This is a genomic window from Providencia sp. PROV032 (assembly GCF_028484875.1).
Taxonomy (GTDB): domain Bacteria; phylum Pseudomonadota; class Gammaproteobacteria; order Enterobacterales; family Enterobacteriaceae; genus Providencia; species Providencia rettgeri_E.
Genome location: NZ_JAMPSX010000004.1, coordinates 93,300 through 111,541, shown reverse-complemented (window position 1 = coordinate 111,541; position 18,242 = coordinate 93,300). Strand labels below are relative to the sequence as shown.

General features: G+C 39.6%; 15 protein-coding genes. 3 read left to right on the top strand and 12 right to left on the bottom strand.

All coding sequences use genetic code 11. The features are described from left to right. Nucleotides 1-11 precede the first annotated feature (11 nt). The 8 genes from PSF42_RS03545 to ribF all read right to left on the bottom strand — a co-directional run bounded on the left by PSF42_RS03545 (nucleotide 12) and on the right by ribF (nucleotide 9,025). Nucleotides 12-710, bottom strand: a complete 699-nt coding sequence (locus PSF42_RS03545) for a fimbria/pilus periplasmic chaperone (protein ID WP_125891925.1) — start codon at nucleotides 708-710, stop codon at nucleotides 12-14. Between the two features lie 64 nt (nucleotides 711-774). Beyond that, the gene (locus PSF42_RS03540; RefSeq protein ID WP_272679454.1) at nucleotides 775-1,311 is read right to left on the bottom strand and encodes a fimbrial protein; all 537 of its coding nucleotides are present in this window, start codon (nucleotides 1,309-1,311) and stop codon (nucleotides 775-777) included. A 77-nt stretch (nucleotides 1,312-1,388) separates the two neighbouring features. Next, complete coding sequence (gene fimA / locus PSF42_RS03535; protein WP_125891923.1) at nucleotides 1,389-1,934, bottom strand: type 1 fimbrial major subunit FimA; 546 nt, start codon at nucleotides 1,932-1,934, stop codon at nucleotides 1,389-1,391. 1,323 nt (nucleotides 1,935-3,257) lie between these two features. Then, nucleotides 3,258-4,211 carry a 4-hydroxy-3-methylbut-2-enyl diphosphate reductase gene (gene ispH, locus PSF42_RS03530; RefSeq protein WP_272679453.1) on the bottom strand — a complete coding sequence of 318 codons (954 nt, stop codon included), beginning with the start codon at nucleotides 4,209-4,211 and terminating at the stop codon, nucleotides 3,258-3,260. Continuing rightward, entirely contained in the window at nucleotides 4,192-4,662 is a 471-nt protein-coding gene (fkpB, locus tag PSF42_RS03525) for an FKBP-type peptidyl-prolyl cis-trans isomerase (protein WP_125891922.1), read from the bottom strand. Before fkpB ends, ispH begins: the two co-directional genes overlap by 20 nt. An 82-nt stretch (nucleotides 4,663-4,744) precedes the next feature. Next, a complete protein-coding gene (lspA, locus tag PSF42_RS03520) occupies nucleotides 4,745-5,248 on the bottom strand; it encodes a signal peptidase II (RefSeq protein WP_125891921.1) in 504 nt (167 codons plus the stop codon). Then, the gene (ileS, locus tag PSF42_RS03515; protein WP_272679452.1) at nucleotides 5,248-8,058 is read right to left on the bottom strand and encodes an isoleucine--tRNA ligase; all 2,811 of its coding nucleotides are present in this window, start codon (nucleotides 8,056-8,058) and stop codon (nucleotides 5,248-5,250) included. Before ileS ends, lspA begins: the two co-directional genes overlap by 1 nt. A gap of 28 nt (nucleotides 8,059-8,086) precedes the next feature. Beyond that, nucleotides 8,087-9,025, bottom strand: coding sequence for a bifunctional riboflavin kinase/FAD synthetase (gene ribF / locus PSF42_RS03510; protein WP_102138982.1), 939 nt, complete (start codon nucleotides 9,023-9,025; stop codon nucleotides 8,087-8,089). Between the two features lie 588 nt (nucleotides 9,026-9,613). Between ribF and rpsT the strand changes: the two genes are divergently transcribed. Further along, nucleotides 9,614-9,874: a 30S ribosomal protein S20 gene (rpsT, locus tag PSF42_RS03505; protein WP_004914688.1), complete on the top strand. Its 261-nt coding sequence runs from the start codon at nucleotides 9,614-9,616 to the stop codon at nucleotides 9,872-9,874. Nucleotides 9,875-9,929: 55 nt separating this feature from the next. Here rpsT and nhaR read toward each other — a convergent pair whose 3' ends face one another. Then, entirely contained in the window at nucleotides 9,930-10,850 is a 921-nt protein-coding gene (nhaR, locus tag PSF42_RS03500) for a transcriptional activator NhaR (protein ID WP_125891919.1), read from the bottom strand. Between the two features lie 189 nt (nucleotides 10,851-11,039). Continuing rightward, nucleotides 11,040-12,215, bottom strand: a complete 1,176-nt coding sequence (gene nhaA / locus PSF42_RS03495) for a Na+/H+ antiporter NhaA (RefSeq protein WP_213912965.1) — start codon at nucleotides 12,213-12,215, stop codon at nucleotides 11,040-11,042. 388 nt (nucleotides 12,216-12,603) lie between these two features. Between nhaA and PSF42_RS03490 the strand changes: the two genes are divergently transcribed. Together PSF42_RS03490 and PSF42_RS03485 are read left to right on the top strand one after the other, a co-directional pair. Beyond that, a complete protein-coding gene (locus PSF42_RS03490) occupies nucleotides 12,604-13,452 on the top strand; it encodes an EamA family transporter (protein WP_125891917.1) in 849 nt (282 codons plus the stop codon). A gap of 115 nt (nucleotides 13,453-13,567) precedes the next feature. Continuing rightward, complete coding sequence (locus PSF42_RS03485) at nucleotides 13,568-14,968, top strand: amidohydrolase (RefSeq protein WP_213912967.1); 1,401 nt, start codon at nucleotides 13,568-13,570, stop codon at nucleotides 14,966-14,968. Nucleotides 14,969-15,035: 67 nt separating this feature from the next. On the opposite strand, the gene dnaJ is transcribed toward PSF42_RS03485, so the two are convergent. Both dnaJ and dnaK read right to left on the bottom strand, forming a co-directional pair. Continuing rightward, the gene (gene dnaJ / locus PSF42_RS03480; RefSeq protein ID WP_112307826.1) at nucleotides 15,036-16,172 is read right to left on the bottom strand and encodes a molecular chaperone DnaJ; all 1,137 of its coding nucleotides are present in this window, start codon (nucleotides 16,170-16,172) and stop codon (nucleotides 15,036-15,038) included. Between the two features lie 111 nt (nucleotides 16,173-16,283). After that, nucleotides 16,284-18,200, bottom strand: a complete 1,917-nt coding sequence (dnaK, locus tag PSF42_RS03475) for a molecular chaperone DnaK (protein ID WP_125891915.1) — start codon at nucleotides 18,198-18,200, stop codon at nucleotides 16,284-16,286. Nucleotides 18,201-18,242: the final 42 nt, after the last annotated feature.

The following is an 18,242-nucleotide window of genomic DNA, read 5'->3' as shown; positions in this document are numbered from 1 at the left end:
ATTACATCCATTTATTTAGCAATACCAGATGCGACAGGTGTTAATGCGCCATAATCATTTATTGTTCTAAAGGTAATATTACCTTTTGCATTAGAAGGCATATTTGTGACTATTTCATCTAAAGGAGGAACTAAAACATTCTCCAGTTTTGTAGCACCAACAGTAATGTCAGTAACTGTTGCAAAATATGGAGTTGGATTAATAATAGTTAATTTATTACCCGTAATTTTAAAACGTAATTCATCTGGAACTTTAGAAGGATCAAGATCCAAATTACTTGGGCGATAATAAAGTTTTATTCTGCTAATGATGGCTAATTGTAAAGTATTTTCATTTGCTTTACTTTTATCCATCGCAGGAATAGCCTTAACGTTCAACCAAAAAAGACTTTCTCTATCTTTAGGAAGTTGGTTATTTGTTGCATCAATTATGCGCAGTGTATTTTCTTTTTTTCCATTCATTGTAAATAATGGTGGAGTTATTACAAATTGCTTATCTTTCTGTCCATTTGTATTTTCAACCCATGACTGTATAAGAAAAACACCTTTCTCATCATTATTTGTAACAGACAATTGTACTTGTTTTTGGCCTTCATCATAAATAACTCGAGTTGCTCCTAAAGCTACCGCAGCATTAGCTTGGTTGAAGAACACTGAACTTAAAAGTACCAATATTGACGTTAACAACTTATATTTTTTTATTGATTTCATTTTGAATCAATCCTTATACATTTAAAAATATTATTTGTGTACTAAAACTAACCCTAAATTTATTTTATTCATAAGTTAAAGAGAACAGTGCTTGGGCATTTGCAGTACCACCCGTAATATTATTGCTGGTAGCCCGATATTTGGCAGTAAAGTGTAAAGTCACATCTTTAGATTCTATTTTTGCTATTTTTTTTGGTGCATCATTGATAGGTATTAATTCATTTCCAGCATCAAATATAGCAATTCCAACTCCATTTGCAGCATTAACTCCATTGCTTACAGAATAAATATGGGGATTATTTTTGTCAGCAATCCCTGAAAAATTTATATACACATGTTCACTAACATTTTTACTACAATCACGAAGATAAATATTAAAGCTTGTTGGCTCTGAATCATCACCAGCTTCTTTAAACATATTCGTTCGTACTTGTCCCATATTAACTGTTAAAAATCGCTCAGATGTTTCAACGCTACACGCTTCTGCGATCAACTCGCCTTGAAATCTCATCCCTCCACCAGGTAACTGAACTTTCCACTGATTACCTGCTAAAGCAAAGGAAGAAAACAGAGTTAATAAACTAATCGTTAGTTTTTTCATTGCACTTTGCCTTTCCCTTTCTATTCTTGAAAACCATCCATGGTTTTAATGATTAATCCCTAATCATAGTTTACAAATTACTCGTACTGTACAGAGAAAGTAGCATCTGCATTTGCTGAACCAGCAGTGGTTGCGCCAGTTGCAAAGTAACGAGCCTGGAATGGCAGAACGTTAGAACCATCTTTCAGAGTAATCGGGCTGCTGAAAGTGCTACCATCTAAGCCTAGAGCAGTTCCTTTAGAATCTAAAATTTGGATACCAACATTTGTAGCTGAACCTGCAACACCTGAAGTGATAGCTAAAACAGTTGGGTTAGCAGCATCAGTAGCAGCTCCGATAAATGCAACTTTAGCTGTTTTAGAAACTTGAGTATCACAGTCATTTAAATTAATGTTGAAACCAACAGATCCGCTAGTATCACCTGCTTGAGCTAATCTAGCTGTGCGTACTTGCCCTAAAGTAACGGTTTGGTCAGATGAACCACCGTCTACTGCACAAGCTGCGTTAACAAGCTCACCTTTAAAATGAACAGTACCGCCATTAACTGTTGTTGCAGCAACTGCAGCTACAGAACTCAGAGATAAAGCTGAAATAACAACTAATGCTAACGATTTAACTTTCATGACTATTCCTTGATATTATTAATTAGAAAAATTAAACTAGACCCTATTGAAAATTAAAAAATTCATCGAATAGGTTAAATAAAAAAAGTATCAACCACATGGCAATACCAGGTATATTTTCAGATAAAAATAACCACTATTTTTCGTTGATCACATATCAACAGTTAAATAAAACTCACATGGAGAATAAAAATGAATCCATCTGCAGTCTCAGAAACTATTAGAATACCGAGCCATCCATATATCAGTGAATCAGAACAATGGTATAGATAAGATCTAATTTTTATTTCCCGTTACATCTTTCGATATCATCATTCTGTATTGAGTTTTACATTTCTGCACCTAGGAGATTTAACACCAAAAGTTATTGGTATTTTTATTGTTAAATACTTAACGAATAAAAATAGTAACTTTTATTGATAATGTTTTTAGAATACCTAATCAACCGCAATAAAGATACTCGACACATGCGTACAACTCAAACTTGCTTTTACCACTAAATAAACAGCCATACGATAGATGAAACCTATCAAATAAAGCAAAATATTTTCTTCACATTTAAATTAAAATTAAAACCCAATTAAATCAATCAATTAAAAAACAAAGGAAAACACATTCTTTAATTAGAATTACTTGACATCGTTTTTATATTATCATTTATATATGTATTATTTTCACATTGTTACAATTAAGTGATATATGTAATATCCAAAAAACAAAAACAAATGTAACAATTAATTATTAACCGTGTGTTTTCGTATTAAAATTATAACTCATGTATTTTAAGTTAGTATAAAAGTAATTTAATTTCATTACATCACTGAATTAATTTTGTTCTTTTGATTAATAAAATTAAATTTACTGCATTAGTATTTTAATTAGTAAATAGAAAAAAATATGAATTTGCCAAAAACAAGTGTCAATACTCCTAATTTTTAAAAATCAAAGAAAAAACTTACCGATACGTGATAGATTCTAATTCACTCTTCTATCATCTCTATCAAGGCTTTAAGTGAGCGGATTTTAGCTCTATCGAAGCTCTTAGTAAGTAATTTAGTAAGTAATTAGAGGGGGAAGCATTATCAATACTCATAGCACTGATGAAGTTCAATATTACGTAGACTAGAAATGCACATTAAACTCAGTATTAATTAAATGATGATAAGCTTGTATGAATGGCAGTATTTGGGGAGATTAAAGGCATTATAAACGTAAATGATTACGCCCAATACATAAAGAAGAGATACTTTTCACAAGTAGTAAAATGAAAAACAGCCTTGAAGTAAAGCTAACAAGGCTGCTTCCATAATTAAAATCAAATGATCAATTAATCTCTTTGACTTCAACCCTTAATTCTTTAGGAACTTCAAAGACGATATTTTCTTCACGGCCTTGCAGTTCAACAACAGAGTCAGCCCCCAGCTCTTTAAGTCTATCAATAACTTGTCGAACCAAAATGTCTGGCGCAGATGCCCCTGCTGTCAAGCCGATAATATTTTTATTCGCTAACCATTCCGTTTTAATATCTTCCGCACCATCAATTAAATAGGCAGGTTTTTGCATACGCGAAGCTAACTCCGCAAGACGGTTTGAGTTCGATGAGTTTTTAGAACCGACGACTAAAACAATGTCAGCACGTTCTGCAAGCTCCCGTGCGGCTTCTTGGCGGTTCGTCGTTGCATAACAAATATCGTCTTTACGAGGCCCTACAATACTTGGAAAACGAGATGTCAGCGCATCAATAACATCGGAAGTATCATCTACAGAAAGTGTTGTTTGCGTCATGAAAGAGAGATTATTTTCATCTTTCACTTTCAGTTTCCAAACATCCTCTGGGCTTTCAACAAGATACATCCCACCCTCAGGGTTGCTATATTGCCCCATCGTACCTTCGACTTCTGGGTGCCCAGCGTGGCCGATTAAAATGGCTTCTTTGCCTTTACGGCTCGCTCGTGCAACTTCCATATGAACTTTTGTGACCAAAGGACAAGTGGCATCAAATAACATTGTTAGATCGCGAGAGCGCGCTTCTTGACGAATAGCTTGGGAAACACCGTGTGCAGAAAAAATCAAGATTGACCCATCAGGGACTTCGGAGATTTCCTCAATAAAGATAGCACCGCGTTGACGTAAATCATCAACAACATAACGGTTATGAACCACTTCGTGACGAACATAAATCGGGGCACCATAGATTTCTAATGCCCTTTCTACAATGCTAATTGCGCGGTCTACGCCGGCACAGAAGCCACGAGGGTTAGCCATTAATATTTGCATTATGATTCTCCAATTGCGGATCTACTTCAAGCACTTCGATATCAAAACTAATCTGCTGCTCAGCGAGCGGGTGATTAAAATCAATCGTAATCGACTCGCCTTCAATTGATTTTACTACACCTGGCATTTCACTGCCATTCATCGATGTGAATAGCATTATCGTACCAATTTCAGGGATGCCCGTTTCTATAAAATCACGCAATGAAAAATATTGAACTAAGTCAGGATTATGTTTCCCAAAAACCGTGTCTCCGGGCAGTGAAAAACTTTTCTTTTCACCTTCACTAAGGCCAATCAATTGGGCTTCCAGTTCTGGCGATAAGGAGTCATTCCCTAAAACAAATAACGCAGGCTTCCCTTGTGCATGCGAGGAGTCAGCCGTAGAGCCATCTTCCAATTTCAATGTGAAATGCAGTAAAACAGAGCTCTGCGCCTGTATTTGAGTAGACATAAACCAAACCTATTTATCATAAAATTCAGCCCAGAAAATCTGGGCTGTGAGTTATTACATTCTAACCTAGTACACTACCATCTTAATTGGCTTTTTCTTGCTTTGATTTATCGGGTAGGAAACCTTCAAAAATGACAAGTGCCGCACCAATACATATCGCCATATCCGCTAGGTTAAATGTCGGCCAATGCCAATTACCAACGTAAAAATCAAGGTAATCAATAACAAAGCCATGGACTAAACGATCGCTTAAATTACCGATAGCACCACCAATAATCAACGCATAAGCAATGTTTGAGAGGCGCTTTTGTGCACTTTGGCGATACATCATGACCATTAAGATAATGGATATCCCAATTGCAATACCTGCAAAGAACCAACGTTGCCAGCCACCTTCATCAGCCAAGAAACTAAATGCCGCTCCAAAATTTTGTGCGTACATTATGTTGAAAAATGGCATTATCGGATGTGGCTCGTACAGATTTAGGTCACTAAGCACTAACTGCTTAATGCCTAAATCCGCAACGATGATCACAATGGTCAACCATAACCAACGCAAACCGGTGGAACAAACTGGCGTCTTCATTAAGCAAACTTACGCGTTTCGCCGTTACCGGCTACGTTAGTAACACAGCGACCACAAATTTCTGGTTGCTCGCTCGAAGAGCCAATATCACTTGCGTAGTGCCAGCAGCGAGGGCATTTTTCACCCGCAGCTTTACTGAACGCAATTTTCAGGCCTTTTAATTCGCTTTCTTGCGCATCTGCAGGCGCTGTTGCGATATCAGCGACATGGGCTTGTGAAGTCAGTAACACAAAGCGTAACTCATCACCAAGACTTTGCAGTTTTTCGGCCAGCGCTTTATCCGCATACAGAGTCACAGCAGCTTCTAATGACCCCCCGATAAGCTTATCAGTACGAGCTTGCTCTAAGACCTTATTTACTTCACCACGAACCGCTAATAGCTCAGTCCAGAAGCTATTGTTCATTTCATTTGACTCGTCTAAGCCAAATAAGCCGTTATACCACTCTTCTGTAAGAACGAATTGAGCTCGTTTTCCTGGTAACTCATTCCAAATTTCATCAGAAGTAAACGACAGAACCGGAGCCATCCAACGCACTAACGCTTCAACAATATGGAATAATGCAGTTTGGCAGCTACGACGCGCTAAGCTATCACTTTTCGCGGTATACTGACGGTCTTTGATGATATCCAGATAGAATGAACCCATTTCGATAGAACAAAAATGCATTAAGCGCTGAATAACGGATAGGAAGTCATACTCATCATAGGCTTTAGCAATTTCTTGCTGAGCTTCTAAAGCACGGCTCACCGCCCATCGATCTAAGACCACCATATCTTCTGGCTTCACCATATCAGTTTCTGGGTTGAAGCCGTTAAGGTTAGCCAATAAGAAACGCGCTGTATTACGGATACGGCGGTAAGAATCTGCCGCACGTTTTAAAATTTCATCTGAAACCGCAATTTCGCCCGTATAATCCGTTGATGCAACCCATAAACGTAAGATATCCGCACCCAGTTTGTTCATCACATCTTGTGGACTCACTGTGTTGCCTAAAGATTTAGACATTTTGCGGCCTTGACCATCAACAGTGAAGCCATGAGTCAATACTTGGCGATAAGGTGCTTTACCTTTCATTGCCGTTGATAACATCAATGATGACATAAACCAGCCGCGGTGTTGATCTGAACCTTCAAGGTACATATCCGCTGAATTGCCATGAAATTCAGGGCGTGCGTCCACTACCGCAAAGTGCGTTGAACCTGAGTCAAACCATACGTCTAAGGTGTCAGGTACTTTACGATATGTTTCGGCTTCATCACCCAACAGCTCAGCAGGGTCAAGATCCCACCATGCTTGAATGCCATCCACTTCAACACGCTTAGCCACTTCTTCCATTAATTCTAATGTACGAGGGTGCAGTTCTTCAGTGTCTTTATGAACAAATAACGACATTGGGGTACCCCAAGTACGTTGACGAGAAATACACCAGTCTGGACGGTTTTCAACCATTGACTCTATACGTGCGCGCCCCCAACCCGGGATCCATTGAACAATATCAATTTCTTTCAGAGATTGTTCACGTAAGCCGTTTTTATCCATACCGATAAACCACTGTGGCGTAGCACGGAAGATAACCGGAGTCTTATGGCGCCAGCAGCATGGGTAGCTGTGTTGAATCGCTTGTTTGTATAGTAATGCGCCTTTTTCGCTCAATAATTCAACGATAAGGTCATTCGCTTTGAAAATAAATACGCCATCTAATGTTGGGTAAGTATTTGGTAAGAAGCAACCATCTGGCCCCACAGGGTTCGCTGTTTCTAAACCATATTTTTGGCCAACAACGTAGTCTTCAGGACCATGGCCCGGTGCAGTATGAACAGCACCAGTACCCGCGTCTAATGTCACGTGGTCACCCAAAATTGCAGGCACATCAAAGCCCATAAATGGATGATTAAAACGTAAAAGTTCAAGTGCAGAACCTTCACATTCACCTAAAACCGCCCATGCTTCAACACCTACCGTTTTCATGACCTCTTCGACGAGATCGGCAGCTAAAATGACTAATTCACCATTTGCTTCGATTAAATTATATTTAAACTCTGGGTTTAAAGAAATCGCACGGTTAGCAGGTAAAGTCCAAGGCGTTGTTGTCCAGATGACTAACGAAGGTGTTTTTTCGCTAACAATGCCAAATTTTTCGCACACAGCTTTGCCATCTACAGCAGGGAAGCGAACATAGATAGATGGTGAAGTTTTATCATAATATTCAACTTCAGCTTCCGCTAATGAAGAACCGCAGGCTGTACACCAGTGGACAGGTTTTGCCCCTTTCACTAAATGACCGTTTGCAATAGTTTTCGCCAATGCTCGAATAATATGAGCTTCGGTTTTAAAATCCATTGTTAGATAAGGTTTATCCCACTCACCTAATACACCAAGACGCATGAAATCAGCTTTTTGGCCTTCAATTTGCTCTTTAGCGTATTGACGGCATTGTGCACGAAATTCAGCAGCGGAAACTTTTTCACCTGGCTTACCGACGATTTGTTCAACTTTATGTTCAATCGGTAATCCATGGCAGTCCCAACCAGGGATGTATGGGGAATCATAACCCGCCAACCCTTTGGACTTAATAATAATGTCTTTGAGAATTTTGTTAACTGAGTGACCAATATGAATACTGCCGTTAGCATACGGAGGGCCATCGTGCAGAATAAACGTTTTCTTGCCCGATTTTGCTTTACGGATTGCCTGATACAAACCTTCTTTGTACCAGCGCTCTAACATCTGTGGTTCGCGTTTAGCGAGGTCGCCACGCATTGGGAACCCTGTTTCTGGTAGATTCAGGGTATTTTTATAGTCACTCATCGATTCTCAGTTCCAATTTTCCGCTAAATTATCTGATTCCTATTGCAGTAAGATACTCTCTCGCTGCAATTACATCATTAGCAATTTGCTCCTTAAGCGCTTCCAACGAAGCAAACCGCTGCTCATCACGTAATTTCTTACGTAACACTACATCGATATGACGCCCATATAAATCCATATTTGCATCAATCAGATGAACTTCTAACTGTGTTCCTTTTCCAGATACAGTCGGACGTGTGCCAATATTTGCCACACCCGGTAAAGGCTTATCACCTAAACCGTAAACTTCCACAGCATACACACCAGTAACCGGTGTGACTAAACGTTTTAACGGTAGGTTTGCTGTCGGAAAACCTATTGTTCTGCCAAGTTGGTTACCATGAACCACTCGCCCGCTAATACGATAAGAATGCCCTAACAGGCTTTCAGCTAATTCAAGGTTATTTTCTTGAATTGCCTTACGTATCGCTGTACTGCTGATACGTAGCCCTGAATCACAGAAGCTTTCTGTATCTGCAACTTCAAAACCAAATTCATCACCCGCTTGTTGTAAAAAAGCAAAATCCCCCATGCGATTTTTCCCAAAGCGGAAATCATCACCTATAGCGAGATACTTTACACCAAGCTTATTGACGAGTAAGTCAGAAACAAACTCAGCGGGTGTTAATGATGCAAAGTGCTGGTTAAATTCAACACATAAGAGGTAATCGATACCACTATCTGCGAGATATTTAACTTTGTCTCGCAGGCGTGTCAAACGCGCAGGCGCCTTGTCACCAATAAAAAATTCAAGGGGCTGTGGCTCAAATATCATCACAACAGTTGGTAACCCTAACTGCGCTCCCTTAAGTTTCAAATTTTGAAGTAAAACCTGATGCCCACGATGGACACCATCAAAATTACCGATAGTCAGCACGCAACCATGATGGCACGCCCGGATATTCTGTATACCGCGAATTAGCTCCATAACAGGCTCAATACCGAGGAAATTGCAGGATTATACCTTGTACGACGCATAAGGTTAACCTTAGTTCGCAAAAGGTTTCATTAAACCCTATTTTTTTGATCTCTACACGATTTATTCCCCACTATTTTATGCCATTAGTGGGTTATTACGCTCCCCAAACAGAGCTATTGCATTCGAACATCAAAAACTTTGGGGTAACCAATGGATTATCAATACAACAAATTTGTTCCAAGGTCTCTAAAAATATTATATTTTTATGTTTTACACTTCAATGGTTATAACCAAACGGTTAAAAAGAACAAAAAATAACCATTTTATGGTCTATTTTCATACTCGCCATTGATTGATAGGCCAAAAATTTTTTTTCATCTTCGCTCTTTTTAAATTTCTGCCATCAATTACGCATTTTTTCACGCGAAGATCTGTATTCTTCTCATATTTGCTGATAGAATCTTGCACCATTCACAGCGCATGGACATCGAAGTACACGATGTTTATTTGCACAAATCCATTGACAAATGAAGGGCGAAAGGGCATATTCCTCGACCTTTGAATTGTCCTCAATAGAATACATTTGGGAGTTGGACCTTGGCTAATATCAAATCAGCTAAGAAACGTGCCGTTCAGTCAGAGAAACGTCGTCAGCATAACGCTAGCCGTCGCTCTATGGTACGTACTTTTATCAAGAAAGTTTACCTTGCTATCGCTGCTGGCGATAAAGAAGCTGCTCAGAAAGCATTCAATGACATGCAACCTATTGTTGATCGCCATGCTACTAAAGGCCTGATCCACAAAAATAAAGCAGCACGTCATAAAGCTAACTTAGTTGCTCAAATCAAAGCGATGTAATCTTGCTTCTTGATTAGCTAAAAAAACCGGCTTATGCCGGTTTTTTTATTTATTATTATTTTTTATCTAGGCTATCAAGCGGAACTGAAAATAAATCTGAGAAATCTTTATTACACACTCGTTGTACTGCTGGGTGCTGGATCATTCTCTCTGCAAAAATAACGTAGTATTCTTCTTTTACACTTTCTAAGCGCCCCAATTCTACAATATCGTCTCCACCTAAAAGGTCAGGTGTATATTGCGACGGAGCAACAAAAATTGCGTTATAATGCATACCGAATGCTTTCATAAGTGCGGCATCATCGAATTCACCTAATACTTCAACCTGCAAATTTTTATTGCGGATCCAAGCGAGTATATGTCTACCTAATAAATATCGCCGCCCAGGGATCAATAACCGACGTTCCTCTAAACATTCAGGAAATGGCTTTTTAGGGATAGGCTGACGGCAAAAGAAACTCATATTACACTCGCCCAATTTCACCGAAAACAAGCCTTCTTGCTGAGATGAGTCAACTGGGCAGTCAGATAAAATCATATCCAATTTATGTTGACTGAGCTGTTCTAATAACAATTCATGGGTTGATTCAAAACAACGTAAATGAATTTGTTCATGCTCAACAACCGTAGTTTCTAATATTTTACTTACTAACTGTTTTGATAGCGTATCCGCAACCCCGACATCAAACAGTAAGTTAGATTCGCGGCTGTAATTGACGATATCGAGCATTTCTTGGCTAAGCATAAACATTTTATCTGCGTAGCGAAAAATTAATTGTCCAAGCTCAGATGGCACTAAACCTCGCCCCTGCCTTTTAAACAACTTGCCACCTAAGCGCTCTTCTAGCGCTTTTATTTGCCCTGTAATTGTCTGAGGTGTCAGGTAAAGCGCTTCTGCTGCTCCGACAACAGAGCCCTCTTTACATACATGCCAGAAATAGTAAAGATGGTTAAAATTAAGATGTGAAACCCGCATATCGATTCCTTTTGTACCGTCGCTAGTTATGGTAACTACTATTGACCATACACATTTACCTGTACCCTATATTTTCAGGGCCTTTAAAATGAATACCGTAGTGTATTAATGAACACACTACGGTATATCATAGATTATTAGTTCGGAAATTCTTACTAATAATTTGCAAAATTACACAATAATCTTGTATTAGATTGATTCTTTTTGTTTCGGTAACACTACTCTTAACATAAAATACCCTAAAAACGCTGCTAACGTCGAACCAATCAAAATTCCTAGTCGTGAATAGGTACTATACACTTCATCAAGCCCATCAAATGCGAGACCAGTGATAAAAATAGACATAGTAAAACCGATCCCACACAGTACAGAAACTGCAAATACTTGTTTTAAGTTAATCGACTCCGGTAATTTTGCAACCCCAAGTTTTACCGAAACCCAACTGAACAGAAAAATCCCAATAGGCTTACCTAAGATCAAACCAGCGGCTACCCCTAAAGGCAATGGGCTCAATAAACCGTCTAAAGTCACACCTTGAAGTTGCACTCCTGAATTAGCAAATGCAAAAACAGGTAGAATTAAGTAAACAACCCATGGATGTAGGACGTGCTCTAATTCTTCTGAAGGTTTAGTCTGGTTAGTACCACGTAAAGGGATCAAGAAGCCGACAATTACCCCAGCTAATGTGGCATGAACACCAGATTTCAAAATACACACCCACAATATTAATCCAATAACTAAGTAAGCGGCTGTATTCTCTACTCTACGCCAATTCATCATACAGAGGATCGCAATACACAATGCTGATAGCCCCAATGCAATCAAGGAAACTGAGCTGGTATAGAAAAATGCAATAATTACGATAACGCCTAAATCATCAATGATAGCCAATGCCAATAAGAACACTTTTAGCTCTGTGGGTACTCGCTTACCTAGTAACGCCATCACACCTAAAGCAAATGCGATATCTGTTGCTGCTGGTATTGCCCATCCTTGTTGGGTAACAGTGTCTGCTCCATTAAATAATAAATAAATTAATGCGGGAGCAATCATTCCACCTAATGCTGCAATTGCTGGAAATATTGCTTTGTCTCGTCCTGCGAGGGATCCTTCTAATAATTCACGTTTTACTTCAAGGCCAACCACCAAAAAGAAAATCGCCATTAGAAAGTCATTGACCCATAATATCAAAGGCTTATCCAAACCAAATTCTGATATTTTAATTGATATAGGAATATCTAAAAATTGCTGATAAGCCCCCTGCAATGGCGAATTTGCCATCACTAAAGCGACTATGGCAGCAATAATCAGAAGTAAGCCCCCTGCTGCTTCTAACCTTAAAAATTTACGAATAATTGCTGTCATATATTTAACCTCAATGTTTTTTTGAATGTTAATACTATGCTAATTATTAATTCGTAAAAAATCGTTTATTTATCGCTTAATGCTCGAAATTACCGATCTGTTTAGGTTAGAGATCACGGCAAATGAGAAAAAAACGTTAATTTTACTATAGACAATTTTTATAAAAACAAATAATAAATTTTGTGATAAACGGACTTTATAAATTTAATTTTTTGGGTATCAAAAATCTGCATTTTTTATGTTCACAAGAAAAAATCCTATATTTATTTCTTCGATACCTTTCGTAAAAATTTTAAATATGGAAGACTATCTACAAGATATCTGCCAAGCGCCTCGCAAAAAAATGTGTTTGGATTGCTAATAAAATACTAATGATTACAATTTAACAATGACAACTTACGTATTACTTTCTGTGCTGTTTGCAGCTTTCTGCCATGCAAGCTGGAACGCCATAGTTAAATTTGGCAATGACCGTTTTTTCGGCCTAGTCATGATTTCTGTTTTTTCTGGCGTCTTATCAATACCCGCAATATTTTGGTTAGGTCTACCATCTCCAGAAGCGATTCACTGGTTAGCCTTATCCGTACTTTTTCATATTGGCTATACCTATTTTTTAAGTCAGGCTTATACACACGGTGACTTAAGCCAGATTTATCCAATATCACGCGGGTCCGCACCATTAATAACGGCACTATTAGGTGCTTTGCTGTTTAATGAGTTAATTCCATTGATGGGCCTTATTGGTGTTTTATTCATTATTAGTGGCGTCGTATTGATTGCGTTTGCAGGAAAAAAATTCACATTAAATATCAAGGGGAAAGCTCTAGTTTTTGCCATATCAACAGCCTTCTTCACCGCCTGTTATACCTTATCTGATGGCTATGGCGCCAGAGCAAGTGAAGATCCCGTGACGTATACTCTCTGGCTATTTTTATTAAATGGCATGGTGTTAGCTGTACCCGGTTTTATCAAATACCGAGGCACCTTACTTGTTGGAATTCAACAATATTGGCGTTCAGGGTTACTAGGGGGGTTAATGCAGCTCATTAGTTATGGCATTGCTATATGGGCGATGAGCCAAGCCCCAATTGTCATGGTCGCAGCGATTAGAGAAACGAGTGTACTCTTCGCCATGTTCCTATCTATTGCGTTTCTCAAAGAAAAATTCAACGTGATGCGAGTCATTGCCTGTGTCGTTATTGTTTTTGGTGTTTTATTAGCAAAATTAAGCCATTAAAAAATTATTATTTTAAATATTCAATCAGTAAGCAATACACTTAGTTTTCTCAAAAATAGTATTAATGTTTTTTCACTCATAATTTTTATATTTTCTCACCAGATATGAGGCCAAAATGTCGTTTTTAAAATCTTTACTGGCTATTTCCATTATTAGTGCTTCTTTTTCTAGCTTTGCAGCTACATCTGCTGACATCATTATTGTAGATGGAACCATCTTAACAATGGATGCCCAGAAACAAGTTATTGACCATGGTACTGTTGTCATCAAAGGCAATAAAATTATTGCTGTTGGTGGCCCTGAGCTGGCTCAAAGTTATCAAGCACCTAGTATCCTGAATGTTGATGGCGACATTGTCATGCCTGGGTTAATTAATACTCATACACATGCATCTATGACCGTTTTTCGTTCTTTAGCCGATGATGTGCCAGACCGTTTACACCGTTATATCTTCCCATTAGAAAACAAAATGGTCTCTCGTGAAATGGTACGTGTTGGCGCAAACCTTGCTAATATTGAAATGATTAAAGGTGGTGTCACAACTTACGTTGATATGTATTATTTTGAAGATGAAGTGGCTAAAACCGTTGATAAAATTGGCTTAAGAGCTGTCCTTGGTGAATCTGTTATTCAATTTCCTGTCGCTGATGCAAAAAATGCAGATGAAGGTATCAATTATGCAGTGAATTTTATCAACCAATACAAAGATCACCCTCGTATCACCCCCGCCTTTGCACCTCATGCACCGTATACCAATACCACAGAGCACTTACAGAAAATCGCAAAATTGTCTCAAGAACTTAATGTGCCAGTGATGATCCACCTTGCTGAAACAGATCGTGAGCAAGAAGAAATCGCCAAACGTACGGGAGGGAAAAGCCCTGTACAATATATGGCTGATATTGGAGCGCTGAATAATAAAGTTATTGCAGCTCACGCAATCATGGTTGATGAAAAAGATATGGATCTCCTCAAGCAGTATGATGTGGGTGTCGCACATAATATCAGTGCAAACACGAAATCTGCTAAGGGGGTAGCGCCGGTCACGACCATGCTTCAAAAAGGTATTCGAGTTGGTTTAGGAACCGATGGTCCGATGTCGAGTAATACGTTAACAACATTAAATGAGCTGAACTTAGTGGGGAAAATTCACAAACTAGCCAATAAAGATAGAGCGGCGATGCCCCCCATTACGGTTGTTGAGATGGCGACCATGGGTTCTGCGCGAGTGTTACATATGGAAGACAAATTAGGCTCTCTCGAAGCGGGGAAATTAGCTGACATCATTGTTATTGATACTAAATCACCAAACATGGTTCCTATGTATAGCCCCTATGCCGCATTAGTCTATGGTGCAAATGGCGCGAATGTTCGCCATACTATTGTTGATGGCAAGGTGTTGATGCAAGACCGCCAGCTGCTGACCGCAGATGAAGGCACCATTATTAAAGAAGCTCAAAACTTTGCTAACAAAGTCCGCGAAACCGTAGTTGCGAGTGGTGAAGTCGTAAAATAAGATAAAAAAATGGCTGACTTGGCAATATGCTCAGTCAGCCATTCTAACATTACCAATTATTAACTAATTATTTATTAGTTAAATCATCAAAGAATTTTTTCACGCCATCTAAAAAGCTTTTAGAGCGCGGGCTATTCTTCTCACCGCTCTTTCCACCTAGTGATTCACCAAATTCTTTGAGTAACTCTTTTTGTTTTTCATTCAGTTTTACAGGTGTTTCAACAACAATATGGCACATTAAATCACCTTGCAAACCACCACGCACCGATTTCACACCTTTTCCTTTCATGCGGAAAATTTTACCGGTCTGAGTTTCTGCTGGGATTTTCAGTTTCACACGGCCATCAAGGGTTGGCACTTCAATTTCACCACCCAATGCTGCATCAGCAAAGTTAATTGGAACCTCGCAGTGCAGGTTATTACCATCACGCTCAAAAATGTTATGAGGTAGTACATGAACCTGAACGAATAAATCTCCTGCTGGTGCCCCGTTTTCTCCGGCTTCACCTTCTCCTGACAAACGCACACGGTCCCCCGTATCTACGCCTGCTGGAATTTTAACTGACAGTGTTTTATATCTTTCAACACGGCCATGACCATGACATTTGTTGCATGGGTCTTTGATTACTTTACCGCGACCGTGACACGTTGGACAAGGCTGTTGTACAGAGAAAAAGCCTTGTCGCATATGGACTTGGCCCATACCGTGACATGTTGAGCACGTATCCGCACTGGTTCCTGGTTTCGCACCATTACCATGACAAACATCACAGGTTTCCAAGGTTGGAATACGGATTTCTTTGGTCACTCCACGGACAGCCTCTTCAAGAGTCAGTTCCATGTTGTACTGTAGGTCAGAACCACGGCTAGGGCGCTGCTGTCTGCGGCCACCTCCAAAAATATCACCGAAGACGTCACCAAAAATATCACTAAAGTCTGCACCACCACCGAAGCCACCGCCTCCGCCCATTCCACCTTGCTCAAACGCAGCATGACCATACTGGTCATAAGCCGCACGTTTTTGCTCGTCAGAAAGAACCTCGTAAGCTTCTTTGATCTCTTTAAATTTATCTTCTGAACCTTTATCACCCTGATTACGGTCAGGGTGATGCTTCATCGCTAAGCGCTTATAAGCACGCTTAATATCTTTATCCGATGCATTTCTTTCGAGGCCTAATACCTCATAAAAATCTCTTTTTGCCATTTAATTTTACCCTTAACATGCGGAACGGGCGTAGAGTTTCCTCGACGCCCGTATCCGGTATCAGTAACCATTAACTGTCATTTGCTATAGCTACTGTGCCCGCTAAGGGCATTATTTTTTGTCTTTGTCATTTACTTCTTCGAATTCAGCATCAACAACATCATCATCTTTTTTCGCTTCTGCACCAGCGCCAGCTGCACCGCCCGTTTGAGCTTCTTGCTGTGCGATTTCCAGAAGTTTCGCAGATGCCGTGACTAAAGCTTGGATTTTCGCTTCAATATCTGCTTTGTCTTCACCTTTTGCTGCTGCTTCTAACTCAGAAGTTGCTTTTTCGATATTCGCTTTATCTTCAGTTGGTAATTTCTCACCGGCTTCTTCGATTTGTTTACGAGTACCGTGAACTAATTGGTCAGCTTGGTTACGAACCTGAACTAATTCTTCAAATTTACGGTCTGCTTCAGCGTTTGCTTCTGCATCACGTACCATTTTTTCGATTTCCTCGTCATTCAGACCTGAAGAAGCTTTAATGGTGATGTTTTGCTCACGTCCGCTATTCTTATCTTTAGCAGAAACATGCAAGATACCATCCGCATCGATATCAAAAGTTACTTCAATTTGTGGCATACCACGTGGTGCAGGTTGAATACCATCTAAGTTAAACTGCCCCAGTGATTTGTTGTCACTTGCGCGTTTACGCTCACCTTGCAGAACATGGATAGTTACCGCTGCTTGGTTATCTTCCGCTGTTGAGAACACTTGGCTATGTTTCGTTGGGATAGTGGTATTCTTCGAGATTAACGAAGTCATCACGCCACCCATCGTTTCGATACCTAAAGACAGAGGAGTTACGTCAAGTAACAGAACGTCTTTAACATCACCGGCTAAAACACCACCTTGAACTGCCGCACCCATTGCAACTGCTTCGTCTGGGTTCACGTCTTTACGTGGTTCTTTACCAAAGAAATCAGCAACAACTTTTTGAACCATTGGCATACGTGTTTGACCACCAACTAAGATAACGTCGTTGATTTCGCTCACGCTTAAGCCTGCGTCTTGCAGAGCAACTTTAACTGGCTCCATAGAACGCTTAACTAAATCTTCTACCAGTGACTCTAATTTCGCACGAGTCACTTTGATATTCATGTGTTTAGGACCTGTTGCATCTGCTGTAATATACGGCAGGTTAACATCTGTTTGTTGTGCAGAAGACAGCTCAATTTTCGCTTTTTCTGCAGCTTCTTTCAGACGTTGCATTGCTAACGGGTCGTTACGCAGGTCAACACCTTGTTCTTTCTTAAATTCTTCAACTAAGTAGTTGATTAAACGTGTATCAAAGTCTTCACCACCTAAGTGAGTGTCACCATTGGTAGCCAGAACTTCATAGGTTTTTTCGCCATCAACTTCATCGATTTCGATGATTGATAAGTCAAAGGTACCACCACCTAAGTCATATACCGCGATAGTACGGTTACCCACTTCTCGGTCCAAACCATATGCTAACGCAGCAGCTGTTGGTTCGTTAATGATACGTTTTACTTCTAGACCAGCGATACGACCAGCATCTTTAGTTGCTTGACGCTGAGCATCGTTAAAGTAAGCAGGAACAGTAATAACCGCTTCTGTTACTGGCTCACCTAAATAGTCTTCTGCTGTTTTCTTCATTTTTTTCAGAACTTCAGCTGAAACTTGTGGTGGCGCCATTTTTTGGCCTTTCACATCTAACCAAGCATCGCCGTTATCAGCCGCAATGATTTTATATGGCATGATAGAAACGTCGCGCTGAACTTCTTCGTCTTGGAAACGACGACCAATCAAACGTTTGATTGCGAATAAAGTATTTTCTGGGTTAGTCACAGCCTGACGTTTCGCTGGCTGACCAACTAAAATTTCACCATCTTGAGTGTACGCAATGATGGAAGGAGTCGTTCTATCACCTTCGCTGTTCTCCAGAACACGAGCTGTAGTACCATCCATAATTGCAACGCATGAGTTAGTTGTACCCAAGTCGATACCAATGATTTTACCCATCTAAAACGCCTCCAAAGGAATTCTTTTCACTATGATTTCGAT